This is a genomic window from Olsenella profusa DSM 13989 (assembly GCF_030811115.1).
In the GTDB taxonomy this organism is placed as follows: Bacteria; Actinomycetota; Coriobacteriia; order Coriobacteriales; family Atopobiaceae; genus Olsenella_F; species Olsenella_F profusa.
Map to the genome: position 1 here is coordinate 1,269,934 of NZ_JAUSQK010000001.1, position 21,836 is coordinate 1,291,769.

Sequence of the window (21,836 nt, forward strand, 5' to 3'; positions counted from 1 at the left end):
ATCTGCTTGAGGTACATGTGGTGCCCGCCCTTCCTCGAACTACCCCATGTTGTACAACATACCACGCACTATCACACTGTACAAATACGTGAAATTTGACAAGAAGATAGCCCTCAGAGGGCTGGTCGTTGAGGGAGTCTGCTCGAGAAGTCAAGTCATGCTACTGCGGAAGAGTGGTGTGGGTGCCAATCGCCATGGGGCTGTCTACAAATGCGCAGGTCAGCGGAAGCGGTGGGATGCGAAAAACACCCACACGACAGCGAATCGCACCCACACGGATCGTGTCATACCCGTGTGGGACATCTGATGCTCCCTAGAGGGCATCGTCGTCGCTATACTAGGAACAGGTGTTCCTATCGTGGACGTGACAGGGGGCGAGCATGGCAGACACGGGCGTGTTCGATCGGCTGGCGCCCTTCGTGCAGGACTTCATCTATGAGCACGACTGGGAGTCCCTGCGGGCCATCCAGGTTGCCGCCGCAGACGCCATCCTCACCACCGAGGACAACGTGCTGCTCACCTCGTTCACGGCCTCGGGCAAGACGGAGGCGGCCTTCTTTCCCATCCTCACGCAGCTGTGGGAGGATCCGCCCGCAACGGTGGGCTGCATCTACGTGGGCCCGCTCAAGGCCCTCATCAACGACCAGTTCTATCGCCTCACGGACCTCTGCGAGGAGGGCGACATCCCCGTATGGCACTGGCATGGGGACGTCTCGGCCTCGCACAAGGCGCGCCTCATGAAGCACCCCTCGGGCATCCTGCAGATCACGCCCGAGTCGCTTGAAGCCATGCTGCTGCACCGCCATGCCGCCATCCCCAAGCTGTTCGGGGACCTCCGCTTCGTGGTCATAGACGAGGTCCACTCGCTCCTGCGGGGCGATCGCGGCGCGCAGACGCTCTGCCTCATCGAGCGGCTCTCGCGCCTGGCGCAGGTGCGCCCGCGGCGCATCGGCCTCTCGGCCACCATCGGGGACCCCGAGGCGACGGCACGCATCCTGGGTGCCGGTTCCGGGCGCGACACCGTCATCCCACGCGTGCGGGAGAAGGGCCAGACCTGGCGCATCTCCATGGAGCACTTCTATGGCCATGGCCCCCAGTCTGCCGAGCGGGCCACAGGCGGGGAGCTTGCGCGTGCGGGTGGCACCACGGGGGGCTCGCTGCCTGTGGATGCCATGGTCGAACGGGTGGACGAGGGCCCAGCGCGGCTGTCGGAGCGTGCAGGGGAGGGCCGGACGCCACTCGCCACCGCCACGCCGGACGTCGCCGCCCTCGAGGCGGACGTCTCGGACACGGCGCCCAAGGAGGCCGACCCTGGTCTGGCCTACGTGTTCGAATACACCCGCGGCCGCACGTGCCTGGTGTTCTCCAACTCGCGCGAGGAGTGCGAGGAGGTCACGTCCACGCTGCGCACGTACTGCGAGAGGAGGGGCGAGCCCAACCGCTTCCTCATCCATCACGGCAACCTCTCCTCCAGCTTCCGCGAGTCGGCGGAGGAGCTCATGCGCGACCCCGAGAGCACCCTCACCACGTGCACCACGGCAACGCTCGAGCTGGGCATAGACATCGGTCGGCTCGAGCGCGCCTTCCAGATGGACGCCCCCTTCACGGTCTCGGCGTTCCTGCAGCGCATGGGCCGCACGGGCAGGCGCGGCCAGCCGCCCGAGATGTGGTTCGTCATGCGCGAGGACCCGCCCGAGCCCCGTGCGCTCCTGCCCGAGACCATCCCCTGGAAGCTCCTGCAGGGCATCGCGCTGGTCCAGCTCTACCTCGAGGAACGCTGGGTGGAACCGCCGCGCGAAGGCAGAAGGCACTACAGTCTGCTCTACCACCAGACCATGGCCACCCTCGCCTCGTCGGGGGAGCTCACGCCGGCCGCCCTGGCGGCGCGCGTGCTCTCGCTCTCGCCGTTCGCGAACGTCTCGCAGGACGACTACCGCACGCTCCTGCGCCACCTCATCGATACCGAGCAGATCGAGCGGACGGAGACGGGTGGACTCATCGTGGGGCTGGCCGGGGAGCGTGTGACCAACGACTTCCGCTTCTACGGCGTGTTCGTGGAGAGCGAGGAGTACACCGTGCGGGCGGACAGTCAGGAGCTGGGCACCGTGGTGCAGCCGCCTCCACCGGGGGAGAAGCTCGCCATCGCGGGGAGCGTGTGGATCGTGGAGGAGGTGGACCACCGCAAGCGCCTCGTCTACGTGACGGAGGTCAAGGGGAGGGTGCCCGCCTACTTTGGCGAGTGCCCCGGCGACATCAACACGCGCATCCTGGAGCGCATGCGTCAGGTGCTGGCCGAGCAGCGAGACTATCCCTACCTGCGTGACAACGCACGGGCACGACTGGCCGCCGCGCGCCACGAGGCGGCTGCTGCGGGCATCACCGAGGGGGCCAGGAGGTCCGGCGGCGGGCAGTCGCAGATGTCCCTGGTCAACCTGGGAGGGGACACCTGGGCGCTCTTCCCCTGGCTGGGCACGTACGCCTTCCTGGCGCTCGAGCGCGTCATCAAGCTGCGCATGCCGACGAGCCTGGGCATCAAGGGCGTGGACGTGAGCCGACCCTACTACATCCAGTTCCGCATGGCCGTCTCGGCTGAGGAGTTCCTGGATGCCCTGAGCGAGGCCCTTGCCGCAGAGATTGACCCCCTGAGCCTGCTCTATCCCAAGGAGCTGCCCATCTTTGACAAGTACGACGAGTTCCTGCCCCCCGAGCTGGTGCGCAAGGGCTTTGCCGAGGGCGTGCTGGACGTCGCGGGCGCCCGTGCCCGCGTGCTCGGGTGACGGCGCGTTCACAGGATACACACAAATCGGGCCTCTCGGCCCAAGGGGCTTGCAAAAAGTAAGGCATAGGTTATTATAGGCTCTGCAAGTAAGACAAGGGTTACTTACTTGTGTGCGTGTTTTACCCTACCTGATGCAGGCGAACCCTCTCCTCGCACTGCAGACAGGTCCCAGGCGCCACCGGCATTCCCCCTTTCCTGTGCCGGTGGCGCGTATTGTGTGGAATGCTGCTCTCATGTGTCCCGTGGGTGCCAATCGATTCATGTGGGTGCCATTCTCACGAACGCGGGCCACAAAGCAGCAGGTCGCCAAAGACGCATCCGGGAGAAAAGCACCCACACGCAGCATATGGCACCCATAGAGGTGGGAAAGGACACCCACACGCAGCGGAAGGCGCCCACACAACCGCGTGGCTTGCGCGGACGGCACGTGCCGATCAGCGCCTGAGCGCCCGCGGCGCCCTGCGCGCCCGCCTCCCGCCGCGGACCTCGTAGGCAGGGGTGCGATGCCTTTCGAGCGGGCAGCGGAGATGCTCCCTGTCCCTTTCGCCAAGCCTGGGGAGCGCTATGGGCACCGCGGGGGTGATGCGGGCCCGCGGGGTGCGTAGGCGCACGCTTGTCGTCGTATCGAACAGCCTCGGCCGCCCGCCCAGGAGCAAGGGGGCGTGCCCCCGCCCCAGACGGCTCCCGTCACGTCGCCCAGCTCGTGGCGGCCGTCGATTCGTGTGAACTCCCGATACGAGTCAAGAGCTCACTGCATGCCCGATTGCCAAGGCCTTTTCCCTGCTCTTCCATCGGCCAGTGGCTCGTATCCCACCCTGCAGGCCTGCTTGGCGATGCGGCAGGCAAGGTAGCTCTTGCCCGTGCTGGCGCAGCCCCCGATCACGACGTTGGCGGCCCCGTCCATGAGCTGGCGGGCCATCGTCTCGCGGGTCAGCACGCCGTCGATGCCGCGGCCGTCGTAGATCATCTCGCCGGGCTCGGCGTCGCGGAGGCGGATCGGGGTGGAGGAGGCGGTAGGCCTCCTCGTCGGAGCTGTCTGCGCCGCCTGCCCATGCGATGTGCCGCTCATCGGCTATCGGACACACCTCGCGGGACGACCCCATCGACACGTGGCGCGTCTTGGCCACCCGTCTCCTCGACATGCCCCGCTCGCGGGGCCGCATCGCCAGCTTCGCCCGTATCCTCCTCGCCGTGTCGACCGCCCCTCCCGACTGGACGACATAGCGCGTCCAGCCCACGGGGCGACACGGATGCGGCGGAACGGCCAGGCGCGGAGGTGATGAGGAAAGCGCGAAAGAGGCGTTATGGGAAGCGCGCAATACTCAACCCGGGCGCCACCTGCGCCGTCAGCGGCGCCTCTGCCATGCCCCCATTGCGACCAGCGCCTTTTCCCAGAAACTGACTCATCGCGATCTCGGATTCTAAGGCGATGGCCGCTTCGCTTGCCAGCGGGACTTGCCTGCTTGGGCACTTGCGCCAACACTGATTAATAGCAATGCGATTGTCGTGGTCGCTTTGATGGCCGACTGTCAATCGCAAAGGACAGGCCTGCGGCAGTGCATCGACCCACACGCCAACCGTCATCTTGGAGGCTGACCTGGAAATGGCCTGTCTCGCGCTGTCGGCGGCGCCCCGAAAGTCGGCCATGGCCTCATGGGAGCATGGACGTTACTGGACCCAGGCAGTCCGATTGCACCGCCCCGGCAGCGTTATGTCCGGCTTGCCTCCGGGACGCCGAACCTCCGGAGGGAGCTGCCGTGGGTAACGGCGCCGGGCTCGCCTCCCACCTGCAGGGGCTTGGCTTCAACGCTGCCGAGGCTCTCCAGCTCACACGAGACAAGCGTCGCAGGGGGACAGGCAGGAGCGATGCCGCCGACGCCGAGCTCGCGGCACGACGTGCCGCCGCCGGATGTGGAACGTCGACACCCGAGCCCAGGGATGGCTGGGCCGAGGCCGCTCATGCGTGCCGGGGAGACCTCAGCCGCCACTTCGATGAAGGCCACGAACGCGGTAAGGCCCCTGTTCAGCACGGATCCCGAGGCGATAAGGTCGAAACACTCCCGTATGCCGACCCCGTCGATGATGGTGACGCTCTCGCATAAGGGGAAGAACTGCGGCGGCATCGTCTGCGATTCGCCCATGGCCTGCCTGCGGGCGCCGGCCAAGACGCGGAGAGAGCAGACGGCCCGGATCCGCGAGCCTGAGGAGCGCGTCGCCTCCCCGGTCAGGGAGAGCGCCCCCGCCCTGCTCGATATCGGCGGCTGCGGGCCCCTGGCCGCCACGGAGCCCGCCGTCGCGGCCGGTGACAATCCGACCCGCATGACATTGGCCACCGCACACATGACATGTTTCAAGGTATTGCCAGGTATCAAGCACATGCATGTCCCACTTGCCAGAAGGCGACAAACCTCCGCTTGAACCGTGGGGCGCATGGCATTGCGTGCAGCGTGATACTACGGGGAAGGGATTTCTTCTATGTGGGGAGAACACCGCCACAGTGCCGGGGCGCTCCTTTGTGAGGGCCCAGAGAGCGAGTCTCGCGAGACGTCCTACCTCGCGTTCGGGGGAGCCGTTAGCCCATCTTGGCGCAGCTTAGGCTCCTGAGGTGGCTAGCGCCTGGAGAAGCGGCCCTCTCGACTCAGGGCTCCGAGGCTTGTCGCCGCCGTTGCGTTCGTCGTTGCCTTGCTGGCCGAGGGCGCCCTCGTGTGGCGTGTGATCGTGCGGTACAACGGCTCGATTCTCGGCTGAGGCGCTGCACGTTACCTTCATCGATACGGGGAGCGAAGACAAGGGTCCTGCCATGGCATGGCCTTGTCAGCACTCATGCAATCACACCATCGACAAGCGTGACCACCCGGTCACACTTGGATGCCACACGCTCGTCATGGGTTGCGATGACGGCCCCCGCACCGTTGCGACAGGAGCTTCTCAGCAGTCCCATGACGACATCGATCAGCTGGCCATCGAGGGCGGCCGTGGGCTCATCGGCGAGAATCAACCTTGGGTTGTTGACGAAGGCGCGAGCGATGGCGACACGCTGCTGCTGCCCGCCGGACAGTCTCGATGCGCGGCGGAAGGAGGTGGCCTCGTCAAGACCCACCTTCCCCAATGACTGACGGGCTAGGTCGTGCCTTCGTTGCCGTGGTTGGCGTGGCAGGGCATACTCCAAGGGAATCTCCACGTTGGCGATTCCGCTGATGTCGTCAACCACAACGTACTTCTGGTGGATGGTTCCCAAGAGGGAATTGCGCAAGCGTGCGCGGTCCCGCTCGTCATCGGGGACGGCCCTGCCCACGAGGCGGACGGTACCCGTCGTGGGGCGCAGCATGAGTCCCGCAATGGACAGGGCCGTGGACTTCCCTGACCCTGACGGGCCTACGAGCGCCACCATCTCTGACTCATGGACCTCTAAGGTGATTCCGCGCAGCGCCTCCACTGGCTCTGGGTTGCTTCGGAAGGTCTTGGTGACGTCCTCGAGCCTTAGAAGGCAGTTCATCCTGATCACTCCTTTCCCGGGGACACCCTGCGCAAGAAGGTGAGGAGGAGCACCGCATAGGTTGGCGGCAGGCTGACCAGTGCGGCGAGGGCTCCCGCGCTCGCCGGCCCACCAACAAGCATCAGGACAAGGCACATCGGCACAGGGAGCGCCAGCACGATCATCGCGAGAAACGACGCCAGGCGGACGGTGAGTGCCAGTCTCGTGGCTCCGCACATGCGTCTGATGGTGAACCCCCTTCTCTCCCGCTCTAGGATCTCCCGTGTGGTGGCCCCAAACGAGAGAAGCTCGAGGAGGAGAAATGCCGCCATCGAGATGACATACAGGCTCGCGCGCACCATCAACGAGGCAAACCTCTGAGGCTGTTCGATGGCAATGCGCTGTGGCACGAGGTAGAGTCCGCCCTTTGCCGCCTCCGCGATGTACTCTGCGATGAAGTCGTCTGACGCATCGAGAAACACTGCACGCAGCACGAGCTCCTCTTTGGCGTATACGTCAAGTTCCGAGAACTCCTCGGGCGTCACCTGCAGAACCTGATGGTCATCGAGCTCGATGCCGGCTGCGGACGGATCGAACCACACCGCGCCGCGGCGCAGCTTGCCCACGATGGGGATCTGCTTGCTCCCCAACCTCACCGATGAGGTCGGCGTGACGTCGGCCCCAACAAAGGCACCAGGGGCAGTGGGAGCCAGGCCGAGGTCCGGAAAGAGGCCGCCTACTCTCCCCCCGGCAACCAGGATGGTCGGTGCGACGAAGTCCTCGGGACTGTCCAGCCCCAGATTATAGAGTACCGAGGAGTACGCCTTGCCCTTCTCTATCTTCTCGGACAGCATGCCGAGGAGGCGTGGGCTCGTCATGCTCACCGATTCTATGGGGTAGAAGGGGGCGAAGGCGACGGCCCTCTCCCTCCTGATGGCCTCCCCGCCCCGGAGCACTTCCACCTGGGTGATGACATCCCCCAAGACAAGGGACATCGCGAGGCAGACGAGTGAGAATATCAGGGTTGTTCCTACCAGCTCGCGCCAGCGGCGCAATGCCAGGGATACCCCGCCTATGACTTCGCCAATCATGTGCGGTCCCCGAGCGCGTTTGCTATCGACGAGCGCAAGGCCAGCCAGTTGAGGAACAACAGGGCCGCGGCCGAGAGGCCTGTCGTGAGGCAAAGCCATCCAACGGACCCCTCGGGAGGTGGTGACTGGCTCACCAGTTGCGTGAGCATGCCCGACGCCACCGCCCCCAGCAAGATGCCGACAAGGACGTGTGCGACGCAGCCCGCAAACTCCCTTCTGACCATGGCATGCACGGAACCGCCCACCATATGGACAAGCCTGAAGTCATCGCTCCGATTGCCCAGAGAAGTCCTCCAGTAGACACCGACGGTCAACAGGCCAAAGGCAAGAAGCAGAGAGGCAATCACAAACATCGGGCTGCTTATCAGCTCGAGCCATACTGGACTTGCACGTAAGGAGGCAATCTCCAGGCCAGAGGAGCGCAGGAAGGGGCGCAGCTCCTCGATGAGCCCCTCGGGCATGGACGAGAACGCATACGTGCCGGGGTCGAGGTGGTCTGCTGCCGCCGGCACGCAAACGGCCTGGAGGATTCCATTGCCACACGAGGAGTCAACGGTCCCGACGATGCGGGAGCCGTTTGGGAGGAGCGTGAGCGACGAGCCATCCTCCCACCTGTCCTCCGAGTAGCTGCCCTCGAACAGGATGGCCTTCGGCCTGTCTTCCGGCACCAGCATTCCTCGATATTGTGACAGCCAGGGGACGATGCCGCTGGGGTCCAGCACCTCCAAGATGGGGTGACCGTCACCGTTGCCATCGATGATGACGGCCACCCCATAGCGCGAGAGTATGTCCGCAAACTGCCCTGCAACGTTGTCGGACGCCGAATCCTCGTCCACTTCAGAGCTCCTCACACCCATCATGACAGGGTTGTCGCCAATTCCATGAGCCCTTGCGCTCCTGTCCTGGAGTGTCCATATGACGGACCAGGCCACGAACGAAGCAAGGACGCTCACAAGGAGGCTGGGAATCAGCGTGTTGCGGTGCATGGCTTCCTCTTACCAATAATAGAAGCCATAGTGATACTTCGTAGTGTATTGATCTCCCCAAAGGGGCGAATCCCAGACGCTGTCCGTACGGCTACGAACTTGCGAGTCATAACGTGAGGATGCCTGAGACGTGTGCATCCTTCCCGTATCGAGAGAAGGTCCAGCTTTCCTGGTGAAACGATGGTAGCCTTGCTTTGCATGTCGTCCACCGTCATTATATGAGGCCTGTATCTGAACATACCCGTTCCAGCGGGCTCCAGCAAGGTCTTCCCAGCATTTAGCATAGTTTTGGCCTCCTGCAAGGGCGGGCGCTGATACCATGACGATAGAGAGAGCCAATCCCGCAAGAATGGCGATAATTTTCCTCATCGCTCCTCCTTAACATAGAACATTCGCTGATCGTGTCATCTGCCCTTGTCTTGCTCCTTACATGAAGCCCTGAAGACGTTTGATCATGCTAAGCCGGAGCCATACGCCCATTGTACCCTCCCTTCTTGAATTACCAGCTATACATGGCAATATTCGAACAGAGGACTGTGGCACCATCTTGTGATTTTGAAAAGTAGTACGAATAGTATCCCGGACCAACATTTGTCCAGACGGTCTCGCTATAGCCATTTCTGCGCACCGAAGAAGAGCCCACAAACGAACTATTCCGGTAGAGACTAATTGTAAATGTTCCATTTATAGGACAACTTGCGGTTAGCTTGATGCCGATGTTGTAACCATCAAAGTACCTTGCGCTGAGCCTATAGCTAATTGCAAAAGAAATTGATGTCCCGTCCCAAGATTGTGTAACGAAGGAAGGAGGACTATCCGCAGAACTCAAATGGATGGCGGTTTCGATCGCGCTTTCGTTTTCCATAGCAGAGTCAGCTGTCGATTCCATTGCGCCTACCCTTTGTGAAGTGAGAAGCTCAAATGCGAGGACGGACATAAGTAGTAGGACGAACAGCAGTGGTTTGTTGTGGCTTAGCCTACGAGTTGCCATATGCTTGCCCTCTTCGATGTGAGGAGTGCTTTCGTAGAGGACAATAACAAGGTGAGGTCTTGAAGTCTGTCATCCCAAGGGATGCAATCTGCGTCTAGCCTGTCAAGCCGGCATCATGTTGGAGCAGCTCCCTCAGTTCCCGGACGTTGTGCACGCCAAGCATCTGATAAGTGCGCAACCTATAGGATTTGACCGTTGCCGTCGTCGTCTGACAGGTGGAGCAGATTTCTCGCGTGCTCTGACCTAGGGCGATGCCCAAAGCAACGTTTGCCTGGAGTTCTCCGAGCCCGCGCCCCTCCAGGTATTTCAGGGCTCTTTCGATTTGTCCGTGCGGTGGATGTCTGGGGACACGGGCGGCAAAGACTAGTTCAATGGTGCAGACCAGGCTGATGACGATGGAAGCCAGGCAACCGCATAGGGGGATGTCCGATGGAGGCATGTTGCCTATCTGTACGGAGAAAATGAAACCGAGCCCAACTAGCAGTACCCCATCGACGCCTCTGACAAGAAACGCGTCCATGCCCGCGCACAAGACTTTGGCAGCATGCGTGGTGAGGGGCGAATCCCTCGCCGGCCGCACGACCTCCATCCCAAGGGCAGTGAGACACAGACATGGGCAAGGTATCGTCCAGAACAGATACTCTGGCGACTGAATCCATGACAGATAGACGGTGATTGGAAGCGAAAGTGCACAGAGGGGGAGGACCGCAGAGGCAAACGGCAGACTAGCATCATGTGGCGGGTTCGCATCTCTTTGGGGCCTGGTGCCGAGAGTGCATCCTGAGACAAGTCTCACGACGGATATCACGACCAAGACGAGTCCTGCCATCCATGCTAGATAACGAGGCATGTCGATGACCGTCGTTCCCCAGATTTCAAGATCGACGGGGGGCCTTAGAAGAATGACCGACAGGAGAGCGAGAACCCATATGATCCTTCGAAGAGTGCTGGTAGGGAAGTCCTCCCTCGACGCCTCATCGGTTTTCTCGGCTGGAGACGGGTGTCTTTCCCCCTGTGCGCCCGCGAGCGATTGGAATTCCCGTTTCCCATCCACGCCAAGCTTTTCATAGCCACGCTTACGGAATGTCGCGACGGTTGATGTAGCGATACCCAGGCGTCCGGCAATCATCCGCGCGGGTTCGTCTGTCAGCGTGTGTGCGAGAACCTCGAACTCCCGATTCGTCAGGGCACCATCGTTATCGATGGTGCGAAGGGTTGCCCTGGCCTTGTCGAAATCATCCGTAGTTGCGCTGCCCATCTCCAGCTCCCCTTTCCGTCTGGCGCGGAATGCAAGATAGGGCAGAGCAGCCAGAACGAGCAAGGAGAGCGGGAGAAGCCATTCAGCAGAGGGTATATAGCTGCAAAAACAGTAGTAGACATCACCTAGGACAAATGACTTGAGCGCAAGAAACGTCAGTTGGCCACAGAGGAGAAGCATGGCCTGAGGGGGGGAGGGCCGCCAGTCTGACGCTGCCCACTGCGAGGTAAGAGCCGCAACCATGCCAAATGTGCCGCACAGGATAAGCGACTCTAGAGCTGAGAAGACACCCATCACTTTCGAAAGCAGGACAGATGCCGCTGGCCACCCCATGCCTATGCAGAACAGCAGTGGTCTGGACGAGCTTGGCGCTCCGCTGTCCTTCGCAGGGGAGGAAAGTGCCCACCCAACAGTAGCGAGGATGAAGCACGAGAACTCAACGAGTGAGAGCGAAGAATTCGCCTTGATGGCAAAGGTCGATTCCAACGGCCCTCTTCCGCGAACGATTGCAATCGTCTCCGCTGCTGCGAGGACGAACATGACGTAGAAGCCCAAAAGAACAACGATACGTCTTGCCCTCTTTAGTCGTGCGGTTCCTTTGGCTGTTGAATGGGCCTCGCATCTGTCCCATAGCACAACACATGCAGCCACGATGCAAAGGGCGAAGACATTGCACTGGCCAGGAATAGCGGGAGCTGAAATGTTTTGTGCGATATAGGGCATGCCGGCCAGTCCCGCAAGCCAGAGGTGCCACTTCCGCTGCGATAGCGCGTGTCTGTCTCTCTGTGACATTGTGGCTCCAACCCCCCCGTGCTCCATTCTCGATTTTCACCGTCGACGCCGATTTTGGTTGACGGGATGCTCATGAACCGACGGGAAAGAGAGGGGCCCTGCAAACCGCCAGACTTGTCCATTAGCGCGACCTTTCTCTTCTGCGCACCTTGAGTGCTCGCAGCGCCCTCCGGGCCCACCCCTCGTCGTGGACCTCGCGGATCGGGATGCCGCGCCTCTCGAGAGCCCGGCGCAGGCGCCTCCTGTCCACCTCCTCTATCTGCGCTAGTCCTATAGGCACCGCAGGGATCACGCGGGCCCGGGCGACGGGCAGGCGCACGCTCGCCACCGTCCTGAATAGCCTTGAGCGCCCGCCCAGGAGCAGGAGGGCGTACGTCTCCCCCCAGATGGCCGCCGTCACGTCGCCCAGCTCGTGGCGGCCGTCGATCGGGGTGAGCTTCCGGTACGAGGCGAGGGAGGCGCTGACGCCCCATTGAGGAGACTGCTTGGGCCCTCCATCGGCTGGGGGCCCGTACCCCATGAGCGTGACGTCGGCGTGGCCGCCGTGGACGGACAGGTGTAGCGTGGGGTCGCCCCCGTGCCACTCGCCGTCGAGGAGATGAATCCAGGACCTCTGGAGACGTACCGCCCCGAGCCAAGTATTATGACTTCCTAACAGTTCGAGCAGCAGAATGATCTCTGCGGGTATGAGCAAGATCACCCAGAAGGAGACAAGCGGGTCCTCTGCGACCAGCACGGGCTCCGCGAGCTTAAGGGCCACCCACGGCACGGAGAGCAAGGCTGACATCCCCATGGGGACCTTCGAGATGGTGAACCGGGCGTAGAACCGCCGGAAGCCCTCGTCGAGGGCGAAGTCGGCCGTGATGGGCTCGCCGCGCATCTAGGTCCCCCTCCCCAGCCTCGACCTGAGCGCCCGCAGCGCCCTGCGCGCCCATCCCTCGTCGTGGACCTCGCGGATTGGGATGCCGCGCTTCTCGAGCATGCGCCGTAGGCGCTTCCTGTCCGTCTCCTCCATCCGTGCGAACCCTATGGGCACCGCGGGGGTGATGCGGGCGCGTAGCCACGTTCGGTCAGTTGTTGCGAACAACCCTGATCGCCCACCCAGGAGTAGTAGCGCGCGTGTTTCTCCCCAGATGGAACCCGTGACCTCGACAAGCTCGTGACGACCGTCGACTGGCGTGAATTTCCGGTATGAGACAAGGGCCCAGGAGATGATTGATTTCCGGGGCCTCTTGCCGATTGGTGGCCCATACTTGACGAGAGAGACGTCGATGTTGTCATCGCTGACCGACACATCAAGTATGGGATTACTCCCGTGCCACTCCCCGTCGAGGAGGTGGAGCCAAAGCCTCTGAAGGCGTACGGCACCAAGCCAGGTGCAAAAGCTTGCCAGCAGCTCAAACAACAGAATAATCTCTGCGGGTATGAGCAGGACCACCCAGAAGGAGACGAGCGGGTCCTCTGCGACCAGCACGGGCTCCGCGAGCTTGAGGGCCACCCACGGCGCGGAGAGCAGCGCGGACACCTCCATGGGGCGCTTAGAGATGGTGAACCTGGCGTAGAACCGCCGGAAGCCCTCGTCGAGGGCGAAGCCGGCCGTGATGGGCTCGCCGCGCATCTAGGTCCCCCTCCCCAGCCTCGACCTGAGCGCCCGCAGCGCCCTGCGCGCCCATCCCTCGTCGTGGACCTCGCGGATTGGGATGCCACGCTTCTCAAGCGTGAGCCGCAGGCGTTTCCTGTCCGCCTCCTGCATCTGCGCAAGTCCAATGGGTAGCGCGGGGGTCACGCGGATCCTTCGGGCATAGCCACCACGGCCCCAGGTAATGGGACATCTTGACCAGCCACCCATAAGAATGAGAGCCATGTCCTTTCCCCAGACGGCTTCCGTCATCTCGTCCAATGGGTATGTGTTTGCCAAGGGGGGATAGTCTTGAAAATAGTATTTCATTGCCTTGATACGCTTTTTATCTATCACACGAGACGTTTGCAAATTTGTAGCATCTCGAAAATGATCTACCACAACCGTTGCATGATTGCCCTCTATGGTCACTTTCACAAATGGGTCACCCAAATAGAGCTCGTCTCCTGACAAACGCATCCATATTTGCTGGCGCGATCTTAGACTCAGCCAGGGGAGAAGCACCATTAGCAACTCGAAAGCAAAATATAACGTGAATAAAATTGAAAGGGGAAAAAGGCATGAGAGCGATATCGCTTCTTCAGACAGATGAAGGAGTTCATAGACGATCAAAAGAACCCCGCATGAAAGGCATGTCCCCAGAACGATCATGACCTTCTTTGAGATACTAAATCTCGTATAGAATTGTTGGAAGCTGCTATCGAAAGCAAATTGGGATCTAATGAGGGTATGCATATGCATGCCGCCCTTTTGGCTGATCATATTTGCCCGTCACCCAATCCCTCACAGGACTGCTTGTTACTTTATGTACAGCGTTGCTCCCTCCGAGCGACATTGCAGTACCATAAATGAGGCCAGCACTGGCACCGATAAGGGTTCCTATCCCCGGTGCGAGACAAGTTCCAGCAATTCCAAGTCCAATTGCAAGACCGACACTCGTCCCATCGACCCCAACCCTCTCGAGGCCCTCTGTTGTGGCCTCTATCCTACGCGAGCGCTCATCCAGCCAGAAGTCATCCTCATACTCGTCTGTAGCGGCGAGAAAGGTGTCACCCGCGACAAAGATGGCTGATATTGCGTACCCTGCTTTTTCAAACCCCTTACCAAGTCCTTTTGAGCATAGCTCGGGTGCCTTATCTGCAAGGTATTCCAATACCCCCTGCTCCCCTCCTACATATGCGCCTGCTGCGGTGAACGCGTTAGACGCATCGCTTCCCTCGTCGTTCTCGTCGTATCCCGCAGCCGACAACAGAGCGTTCCAGCTCACCCCCGTGCCATCCAGAATCTCTCCCAGCTCATCGCTGCACTGGGGCGTAAGGTAGCCGTCCTCGTCCCTCGAGCCGGTCACGAGTCCAGACTGCGCGAGCGCGGCAAGGGCGGCCTTCTGCGCGTCCGGGTCCATCGCCATGATCTCCTCGAGCGCGGCCTCGAGCATCTTCTTTGCGTCCCGGTACTGCTGGGAGTCCTCGGGAAAGGAGCGCATGATGCACATGTCGCGCTGCACCGACTGGGTGTTGACGGTGCCATCCGCGTTCATGGGCTCGCTTGGCCGGGTGTTCTCGGCGGCATGGTTGAGCTCGTCCGTCCACCCATCATCCCAGTCGTGCCAGGAGCTTGTGGCGGGATCGAAGGTGCTTCCCGTCAGCGCGGAGACTCCATGGGTGATGGCATTCCGGTAGCCAGAGAGTTCGTCCCCCTCGTAGACGTGGTTGGTCTCCTCGCAGTACGAGTAGATCTTCGAGAGCATGGCGCCGGCCTTGTCAAGCTTCCCCAGGTTCGTGCCCATGCGCTCGCTGGCATCCTGGAGCTTGGCGGACTGATCGGTGGATGGGTGTTCCGGATCGTAGGCGTCGTTGAAGTCTTCCTCTGCGGCGTCATAGAGCGCTTGGGCCTCACTCTGCATCTGCAGCCACTCCTCCTCGTTGGCTGCCTCGAGGCTGCCGAACCGAGAGTTGAGCGCATTGAATACCGTGCTGTCCCCCATGCTGATGAGCCCGTAGGCATAGATGATTGCCGAGAACAGCTTGTCGTAGGCGCCTACGCGCTCCTTGGCCGCTCCCCAGCCCGAGCCCTGGAGCGATGCGTCCTTGACAAAGTTGCGCGCGGCTTCCTGCAGGCGCTCGCACTCTTCGCTGAGGGACTTCATGCTGCTTGTCTTGTCGTTGATCTGCTTCTGAACGGCTGCTGGTCGTATCTGAATCATACAGGCCTCCCCTGTATCCCCAACCATGCGATTGGCTAGTACGAGCCCGCCTGGCTCTCGTCCCACGAGTCGAAGGTGGCGGCAGCCGAGCGAATCGCCTCGGCATCCGCGTTCGCCGCCTCGACGAGCGACCTCATGGCATCTATGAGGTCCCAGGCGGTGGCGTACACACCACTCTCGGCCAGGGTGTTGTCATCATCGACCCCGGCGAGGTCACTGATCTCAAGCTGCGACTCGAGCGCGCTTGCGTATGACTCGGCAGTGTCGGAGTTGGACGTGGTCGTACCCATGGGACACCTCATGCATTCTCTGGCAGGCACACACGAGGAGGGCGGCAGGGCAACCTTCCCAGCAGCGCCGCCCCCATTGCGTGATGCGGTGGGTGGACCTTTGCCCTATCCTACTACTGAGATACGCAGGTGCTTATGTCTTTTCTCGAACGGGTGCAGCTCTCTCCGTGTGGGTGTCATCTGCTGCGTGTGGGTGTCAATCGATTCATGTGGGTGCGATTCTCCCGGATGCGACCCACAAAACAGCAGGTCGCCGGAGGCTCATCCGGGAGAAAAGCACCCACACGCGGCAAAAGACACCCACACGCAGCGAATCGCACCCACATGCATCCACACGATAGAGGAGGGCGCGGGACGAGTCGCACGAGGCCCATCCCCAGCTACCGCAGGCGGATCCTCTCCACGTGCTGCCAGCAGGCCCTGTGCGCAACCGCCTCCCCTGGGCCGATGGCACCTTTGCTGCCTGGCCTTGCCGGGTCTTATACGGTCAGGCTCATACCGGGGGTTGGGTGCTCGTTTGAGGAGCGGTTTGCCGGACGGACGGATCCTCGGAAGCCGCCTTCCGCTTCCTTTGGCAGTTTGCTGGATGGCTCCCCAAGGTCCTCCCTCCTAGAATGCAGGAGGGAGGACATTCCATGGGAGATGGCGCGTGGAAAACGATGGCGTACCTTCTCGGCCACGATGGGGCGACGGCGCATGCCCTCGCGCAGGCCTTGGGTGTGAGCACGCGCACCGTTCGATCGTATGTGCGGCGTGCCAACGAGCTCTTCTCTCCCGTGGCGCGCATATCCTCCCCACACCATCAGGGGTACCGCGTGCAGGTGTATGACCAGGCTGCCTTTTTCGACCTCATCTCCCAGTATCAGTCCCGGCAGGAGGGGGCATGCCCCAGCTCGCCGCGTGATCGCCAGCGTCTGATCGCCCTGCGTCTCGTGGCTGGTGACGACTGGGTCGCCATCGCGGAACTTGCGCAGGCGACGTGCGTCTCCGTGAGGACCCTATCGGCCGACCTGCATGTCGTGGAGTCCATCCTGCGCTCTTGCCGTCTCGCCCTGGACCGCTCGCATGGGACCGTCCGCGCCGTGGGTGGCGAGTTCGACCGGCGCCTCTGCCTGGCCGCCCTGGCGGAAAAGGGGACCCCTGAGGGCATGCTGGACGATGACCCGCTGCGTAGGGTCTGTTGCGCCATGGGGAGCTCCCTGTCGCCTATCCGCCCCAGCGGCGATGCGACATCCTTTGCCACGGACACCCTGATCAAGCTCGTCTCCACAGAGCTGGCCAACGATGGCATCATGGCAAGCGCCCTTTCCCTTCGCGCCCTGGCCGTCCACGTGGGCATTGCGGTCCTGAGAGTGCGCGCGGGCCATGCCATCCCGCCCATGCTGAGCTTCCCTGAGCGAAGCTCTGCCATGAAGGAGTACGCCTGTGCAGGTCATATAGCTGCGGCGGTAGGGGAGCGCTATGGCGTGAGGCTCGGTGAGGACGAGGTAGCCTACCTGACCATACACCTCGCATCCAAGGAGACCGTTCGCGAGCATGCCACCCAGGATGAGCCAGCCGGCGCGCTCGTCGTCTCCGACGAGGTCTGGCGGATGGTGGCCCGCATGCTCGAGGTGGTGTGGCACAACTATGCGATCGACCTGCGCCAGGACATCGAGCTGAGGATGAACCTTGCCCGCCATGTGGCGCCGCTCATCGTGCGCCTGCGGCACCACATGTCTGCCACGAATCCCCTGATCATCGACATCAAGGACCGCTTCCCGCTTGCCTACCTGATGGCCTTGGATGCCTCCTCGGTGCTGGGGGAGCAGGTGTCCCATGCCCTCACGGATGAGGAGGTGGGCTATCTCGCCCTCGCGTTCGCCCTGGCCCTCGAGCGACGAAAGGCTGGTCGGCCCCAAAAGAACATCCTGCTTGTCTCGGCCTCCGGTGCGACGGGCGCGAGCCTCCTGGAGCAGCAATGCCGCTCGGCCTTCTCCCCTTACCTGGGCGAGGTCACGAGCTGTGACCTGATGCAGCTCGGCGATATCGATCTGTCGGACGTCGACTACGTCTTCACGACGGTGCCCCTTGGCCGCAGGCTTCCCGTCCCCGTATGCCACGTAGGGGTGTCGCTCACGCAGGACGTCGTCGCGCGGGTGCGCGCCGACCTGGAGTCCGCAGGTGGAGGCAGGGATGCGCCAGACATCTATGCACCATCGATACTGGACGGAGGGCTCTTCCTCCCTCACCTGGGGGTGCACGACAAACGTGGGGCACTCGATGCGCTCTGTGCCCACCTGCGGCATCACGAGGGACTGGATGAGCGTTTCGATTCCCTCGTCGAGAGGCGTGAGGAGGTCGCGCGCACCACCTTTGGCAGCGGCGTCGCCTTCCCCCATCCCATCACGCCCATAGGCAGCCGCACGGTTGTCTGCGTCGGGCTGCCCGATGAGCCGATCGACTGGAGTGGGGAGGAGGTGCGCGCCATCTTTCTGATCTCTCCGGCATCGACGCCGCCGGGCCCGGGGGACGATGGCGCCCGCAGGGCCCTCGTCCGCCTCATCTCGGACCGCCAGGCGATGAACGAGCTGCTGCGTCATCGGGACTACGGGACCTTGGTGCGGCTGTTCGCAGAGCATATCGAGTAAGGACGACGGCGAGGGCCGAACGAGGGGTCTCGCGCACGAGGAGAGGAGAGTGGCCATGCAGGATGACGAGTCGGTGGCAATGGGGCTGATCGTGCATGGGGGCAATGCGCGCAGCGATGCGCTCCAGGCGATCTCCAAGGCACGGGCGGGGGACTTCGAGGCGGCCGACGCCTTGCTTGCCCATGGCGCACGGGAGCTTGCCGTGGCCCACGACATCCAGACCGACCAGCTCTCCGCCGAGGCGCGCGAGCCCGGAGCGACAGAGATGACACTCCTGATGGCCCATGCGCAGGACCACCTCATGAATGCCATGACGGTCCATGACCTGGCGACCCAGATGGTGGAGCTGTGCCGCCAGCTGGTCGGCGGACAGACGCAAGGAAAGGGGAGACGATGAGGAAGGTCTATCTGTTCTGTAGCGCGGGCATGTCCACGAGCATGCTGGCCCAGAGGATGCAGGCGGTTGCCGACGAACACGAGATCCCCATCAGGGTCGACGCGTTCTCGGTCAAGCAGGTCGATGACATCTGTGCAAGCGATCACCCCGACGTCATGCTGATAGGGCCCCAGGCGCGCTTCATGTACGACTCCATCCACGAGCGCCACCCCGACATCCCCTGCGCCGCGATCGACCAGGACGACTACGGGAGCCTCAACGGGGAGCGTGTCCTTAGGCAGGCGATCTATCTACTCAAGCATGAGGGACAGGGAAGAAAGGCATAGGAGGGAGCATTCACATGAGTTCGCAGACGCACACGGCTTCCGCTGATCCAACGGGAGGATTCCTGGGGCGGATGGAAGGCCTGCTCATGCCCCTTGCGGAGTCCGTCGGCAAGAACAGGTACCTGCTGACCCTCAGGGACTCGTTCTCGATGATCATGCCGCTTCTGATCATCGGGTCCATGTTCACCCTGGTGGCGAGCTTTCCCATCACGGCCTGGACGGACTTCCTGGCCGCCACGACCATCGGGGACTACACGCTCAAGACGCTCATCGCCATTCCCGCCAATGCGACCGTCTCCCTGATGTCCATCTTCATCGCCTACAACATCGGCCTCAACTTCGCGGGCTATCTCGGCCTCAAGGATCGCCCGTCCGCAGGTATCGTCTCCCTGGCGAGCTGGCTCATCCTGATGCCGCAGCTCACCAGCTTCACTCCCGAGGAAGGGGGCGAGACCTTCGAGGTGGCGAGCCTCAACCTCGAATGGCTGGGCGCCAAGGGCGTCTTCATCGGCATCATCGCGGGCTTCCTCTCGGTCGCGCTGTATGCCTGGTGCGTCCGGAAGGACTGGACCATCAAGATGCCCGCGGGCGTGCCACCCGTCGTGGCACGCTCGTTCTCCGCGCTGATACCCATGGCCGTCACCTTTGCCGTCGTGTGGGTCGTGCGCGTGGTGTTCGTCCTCACACCCTGGGGGGACGCGTTCACCTTCGTCTATGCGATCCTGCAGCTGCCCCTGCAGCACGTGGGAGGCACCGTCTGGTCGCAGGCGCTCGTGTACCTGTTCGCCCACTTCCTGTGGTTCTTCGGCATCCATGGGACCAACATCACCGATGCCGTCTACAACCCCGTGCTGATCCCGCTCTCGCTCGAGAACGCGTCGGCCCTCCAGGCCGGGATGGCGCTTCCCAACGTGATCAACCAGCAGTTCGAGCAGCTCTTCGCCACCTATGGCGGTGCTGGCTCGACGCTGTCTCTGCTGATCGCCGCCCTCATCATATGCCGCTCCAAGCGCATCCACTCCCTCGCGAAGATGTCGCTCCTGCCGGGCATCTTCGAGATCAACGAGCCGGTCATCTTCGGCCTGCCCATCGTCATGAATCCCGTCATGGCCATTCCGTTCCTGCTGGTGCCGATGGTCAACATCTTCGCGACCTACGCCGTGATGGCCGCGGGCCTCGTCCCCATCTGCAACGGGACGCTGCTGCCCTGGACGGTGCCGCCCATCGTCTCGGGCTTCCTCTGCAGCGGGTGGCAGGGGGCCCTCTGGCAGGCGCTGATGGTGGCCGTGGGGGTGCTCATCTACCTGCCCTTCATCGGTGCGCTGGACAGGATGTACCTGAAGGAGGAGGCCGAGGCCGCCAAGGTGGCGTCCCCGCCTGCGCAGGGTGTGGGTGGCTCGCCGGTGGAGGCACACGCCTCGCGCGAGGCCTCTGACATCGATATCGACTCGATCGACCTCGATGCCGCCGACCTCAAGGACCTGTAGGCAACCCGTTGGCGGGCACGAGCGAGGATGAGAGGCCCCGCCCGCACCCGCCTCATGCAGAGGAGGGAGAGGGCTCATGCACCACTTGGGCATCTCCGTGTATCCCGACAAGTCGATCCCGGAGCGGGACGAGTCCTACCTTGCCGTGGCGGAGCGGCAGGGCTTCGACCGGCTCTTCACGAACCTCCTGGGGGTCGCCGAGTCCCCCCAGGAGACGGTTGAGACCTTCACGGCGTTCATGCGCCAGGCCCATGGGCATGGCTTTCGGGTGGCCGTCGACACCAATCCCAGCGTGCTCGCTCAGCTCGGTGCGACGCCCGATGACCTGTCCGTCTTCCATGAGATGGGCATTGATACGCTGCGGCTCGACTGGTCGCTGGGCCCCGAGGGGGACATAGCGGCCACGCGCAACCCCTACGGCATCTCCATCCAGTTCAACGCGAGCTCCATGCTCGCCCTGGACAACCTGATCGCACGTGGCGCGGATCCGCTCAACATGGACGTGTGCCACAACTTCTTCCCAGAGCGCTACACGGGCCTCTCGGAGGAACGCTTCGGAGAGCTCTCGCGACGTTGGAGGAACATGGGCCTGCGTATCTCGGCATTCGTCTCGAGTGGGGAACCTGACGCCTTCGGCCCCTGGGAGGTGTCCTGTGGGCTGCCGACCCTGGAGGATGACCGCGAGCGTCCCATAGACCTGCAGCTTCGGCATCTGCTGGCGACTGGCTTGGTGGACGATGTGCTCGTAGGCAACTGCTACGCATCGGAAGGCGAGCTCGCTGCGATGGCAGGGGTCGACCGCACCCAGGTGACCCTGCGGGTGGACGTCGCGCCCGACGCGACTGCCGACGAGAGGGAGGTCATCTGGGGGTATAGGCACGAGACCCGCACGGACGCATCGGCCTACTTGCTTCGCTCCTCACGCCAGCGGGAGCGCTACCGCGACCATCCCCTGCCTGCGCGTGCGGTGTCGGACGGCCTGTTCCACCGGGGGGATGTGCTCGTGGTGAACGACAACCTTGCGCACTACCGCGGGGAGCTTGAGGTGGCTCTGCGCGACATGCCCGACGACGGCACGCGCAACCTCGTGGGATGGGTGCCCCCGAGCGAGCGCTTCCTGCTCGACTACATACGTCCCGGCCATCCCTTCGCCTTTCTGCGGCTCCGGAGCTAGACGGGCGACGGCGGCTAGACGGGCGACGGAGGCCCTGGACTCGGTGTGGCTCGGGGCCACTGTGCCGCTCCCATCACGTGATGCGGTGGGTGGGCCTTCTCTTTTATCCTACCGCTAAGATACACAGATGCTTATGTCTTTTTGCGAACGGATGCGACCTGGTCCGTGTGGGTGCGATTCGCTGCGTGTGGGTGTCAATCGATCCGTGTGGGTGCGATTCTCCCGTAGACGGCCCACAAAACGGCAGGTCGCCGGAGGCCCGTCCGGGAGAATCGCACCCACACGCGGCAAAAGACACCCATATGGGTGGGAAGGGCG

18 protein-coding genes are annotated in these 21,836 nt (G+C 62.6%); 6 read left to right on the top strand and 12 right to left on the bottom strand.

Annotation, left to right across the window (positions count from 1 at the left end; all coding sequences use genetic code 11):
* Nucleotides 1–380: 380 nt before the first annotated feature.
* Complete coding sequence (locus J2S71_RS05860; RefSeq protein WP_307389601.1) at nt 381–2,777, top strand: DEAD/DEAH box helicase; 2,397 nt, start codon at nt 381–383, stop codon at nt 2,775–2,777.
* Between the two features lie 750 nt (nt 2,778–3,527).
* Here the strand turns inward: J2S71_RS05860 and J2S71_RS05865 are convergent.
* From J2S71_RS05865 to J2S71_RS05920, 12 genes are all read right to left on the bottom strand, one after another.
* On the bottom strand, nt 3,528–3,848 hold the full coding sequence (locus J2S71_RS05865; RefSeq protein ID WP_307389604.1) for an ATP-binding protein: 321 nt from the start codon (nt 3,846–3,848) through the stop codon (nt 3,528–3,530).
* Between the two features lie 233 nt (nt 3,849–4,081).
* Nucleotides 4,082–4,363, bottom strand: a complete 282-nt coding sequence (locus J2S71_RS05870; protein WP_307389607.1) for a hypothetical protein — start codon at nt 4,361–4,363, stop codon at nt 4,082–4,084.
* 125 nt (nt 4,364–4,488) lie between these two features.
* Entirely contained in the window at nt 4,489–4,920 is a 432-nt protein-coding gene (locus J2S71_RS05875) for a hypothetical protein (RefSeq protein WP_307389610.1), read from the bottom strand.
* A gap of 680 nt (nt 4,921–5,600) precedes the next feature.
* On the bottom strand, nt 5,601–6,275 hold the full coding sequence (locus J2S71_RS05880; RefSeq protein ID WP_021724962.1) for an ABC transporter ATP-binding protein: 675 nt from the start codon (nt 6,273–6,275) through the stop codon (nt 5,601–5,603).
* A 5-nt stretch (nt 6,276–6,280) separates the two neighbouring features.
* Nucleotides 6,281–7,345 (bottom strand): hypothetical protein, encoded by a 1,065-nt coding sequence (locus J2S71_RS05885; protein WP_307389613.1) that lies wholly within the window; start codon nt 7,343–7,345, stop codon nt 6,281–6,283.
* Complete coding sequence (locus J2S71_RS05890) at nt 7,342–8,196, bottom strand: hypothetical protein (protein WP_307389616.1); 855 nt, start codon at nt 8,194–8,196, stop codon at nt 7,342–7,344. Before J2S71_RS05890 ends, J2S71_RS05885 begins: the two co-directional genes overlap by 4 nt.
* Nucleotides 8,197–9,416: 1,220 nt before the next feature.
* Entirely contained in the window at nt 9,417–11,135 is a 1,719-nt protein-coding gene (locus J2S71_RS05895) for a helix-turn-helix transcriptional regulator (protein ID WP_307389619.1), read from the bottom strand.
* Between the two features lie 358 nt (nt 11,136–11,493).
* A complete protein-coding gene (locus J2S71_RS05900) occupies nt 11,494–12,252 on the bottom strand; it encodes a hypothetical protein (RefSeq protein WP_307389622.1) in 759 nt (252 codons plus the stop codon).
* Complete coding sequence (locus tag J2S71_RS05905; RefSeq protein WP_307389625.1) at nt 12,253–12,990, bottom strand: hypothetical protein; 738 nt, start codon at nt 12,988–12,990, stop codon at nt 12,253–12,255.
* Nucleotides 12,991–13,236 carry a hypothetical protein gene (locus J2S71_RS05910; RefSeq protein ID WP_307389628.1) on the bottom strand — a complete coding sequence of 82 codons (246 nt, stop codon included), beginning with the start codon at nt 13,234–13,236 and terminating at the stop codon, nt 12,991–12,993.
* 493 nt (nt 13,237–13,729) lie between these two features.
* A complete protein-coding gene (locus tag J2S71_RS05915) occupies nt 13,730–15,214 on the bottom strand; it encodes a hypothetical protein (protein WP_307389631.1) in 1,485 nt (494 codons plus the stop codon).
* Nucleotides 15,215–15,249: 35 nt separating this feature from the next.
* Nucleotides 15,250–15,504 carry a hypothetical protein gene (locus J2S71_RS05920; protein ID WP_307389634.1) on the bottom strand — a complete coding sequence of 85 codons (255 nt, stop codon included), beginning with the start codon at nt 15,502–15,504 and terminating at the stop codon, nt 15,250–15,252.
* 635 nt (nt 15,505–16,139) lie between these two features.
* Between J2S71_RS05920 and J2S71_RS05925 the strand changes: the two genes are divergently transcribed.
* The 5 genes from J2S71_RS05925 (at nt 16,140) to J2S71_RS05945 (ending at nt 21,518) form a co-directional block, all read left to right on the top strand.
* The gene (locus J2S71_RS05925; RefSeq protein WP_307389637.1) at nt 16,140–18,134 is read left to right on the top strand and encodes a BglG family transcription antiterminator; all 1,995 of its coding nucleotides are present in this window, start codon (nt 16,140–16,142) and stop codon (nt 18,132–18,134) included.
* Between the two features lie 55 nt (nt 18,135–18,189).
* Nucleotides 18,190–18,531 (top strand): PTS lactose/cellobiose transporter subunit IIA, encoded by a 342-nt coding sequence (locus J2S71_RS05930; RefSeq protein WP_021724927.1) that lies wholly within the window; start codon nt 18,190–18,192, stop codon nt 18,529–18,531.
* The gene (locus tag J2S71_RS05935; RefSeq protein WP_307389640.1) at nt 18,528–18,857 is read left to right on the top strand and encodes a PTS sugar transporter subunit IIB; all 330 of its coding nucleotides are present in this window, start codon (nt 18,528–18,530) and stop codon (nt 18,855–18,857) included. Before J2S71_RS05930 ends, J2S71_RS05935 begins: the two co-directional genes overlap by 4 nt.
* Nucleotides 18,858–18,871: 14 nt before the next feature.
* The gene (locus tag J2S71_RS05940) at nt 18,872–20,344 is read left to right on the top strand and encodes a PTS sugar transporter subunit IIC (protein ID WP_307389643.1); all 1,473 of its coding nucleotides are present in this window, start codon (nt 18,872–18,874) and stop codon (nt 20,342–20,344) included.
* 76 nt (nt 20,345–20,420) lie between these two features.
* Entirely contained in the window at nt 20,421–21,518 is a 1,098-nt protein-coding gene (locus J2S71_RS05945) for a DUF871 domain-containing protein (protein WP_021724976.1), read from the top strand.
* Nucleotides 21,519–21,836 lie beyond the last annotated feature (318 nt).

Coding starts and splice junctions, on each gene's coding strand:
- J2S71_RS05905 (WP_307389625.1), bottom strand. CDS start 12,990: ATGCGCGGCGAGCCCATCACGGCCGGCTTCGCCCTCGACGAGGGCTTC.
- J2S71_RS05870 (WP_307389607.1), bottom strand. CDS start 4,363: ATGACGGTTGGCGTGTGGGTCGATGCACTGCCGCAGGCCTGTCCTTTG.
- J2S71_RS05920 (WP_307389634.1), bottom strand. CDS start 15,504: ATGGGTACGACCACGTCCAACTCCGACACTGCCGAGTCATACGCAAGC.
- J2S71_RS05935 (WP_307389640.1), top strand. CDS start 18,528: ATGAGGAAGGTCTATCTGTTCTGTAGCGCGGGCATGTCCACGAGCATG.
- J2S71_RS05860 (WP_307389601.1), top strand. CDS start 381: ATGGCAGACACGGGCGTGTTCGATCGGCTGGCGCCCTTCGTGCAGGAC.
- J2S71_RS05925 (WP_307389637.1), top strand. CDS start 16,140: ATGGGAGATGGCGCGTGGAAAACGATGGCGTACCTTCTCGGCCACGAT.
- J2S71_RS05910 (WP_307389628.1), bottom strand. CDS start 13,236: ATGGCTCTCATTCTTATGGGTGGCTGGTCAAGATGTCCCATTACCTGG.
- J2S71_RS05940 (WP_307389643.1), top strand. CDS start 18,872: ATGAGTTCGCAGACGCACACGGCTTCCGCTGATCCAACGGGAGGATTC.
- J2S71_RS05900 (WP_307389622.1), bottom strand. CDS start 12,252: ATGCGCGGCGAGCCCATCACGGCCGACTTCGCCCTCGACGAGGGCTTC.
- J2S71_RS05885 (WP_307389613.1), bottom strand. CDS start 7,345: ATGATTGGCGAAGTCATAGGCGGGGTATCCCTGGCATTGCGCCGCTGG.
- J2S71_RS05880 (WP_021724962.1), bottom strand. CDS start 6,275: ATGAACTGCCTTCTAAGGCTCGAGGACGTCACCAAGACCTTCCGAAGC.
- J2S71_RS05875 (WP_307389610.1), bottom strand. CDS start 4,920: ATGGGCGAATCGCAGACGATGCCGCCGCAGTTCTTCCCCTTATGCGAG.
- J2S71_RS05865 (WP_307389604.1), bottom strand. CDS start 3,848: ATGAGCGGCACATCGCATGGGCAGGCGGCGCAGACAGCTCCGACGAGG.
- J2S71_RS05915 (WP_307389631.1), bottom strand. CDS start 15,214: ATGATTCAGATACGACCAGCAGCCGTTCAGAAGCAGATCAACGACAAG.
- J2S71_RS05945 (WP_021724976.1), top strand. CDS start 20,421: ATGCACCACTTGGGCATCTCCGTGTATCCCGACAAGTCGATCCCGGAG.
- J2S71_RS05930 (WP_021724927.1), top strand. CDS start 18,190: ATGCAGGATGACGAGTCGGTGGCAATGGGGCTGATCGTGCATGGGGGC.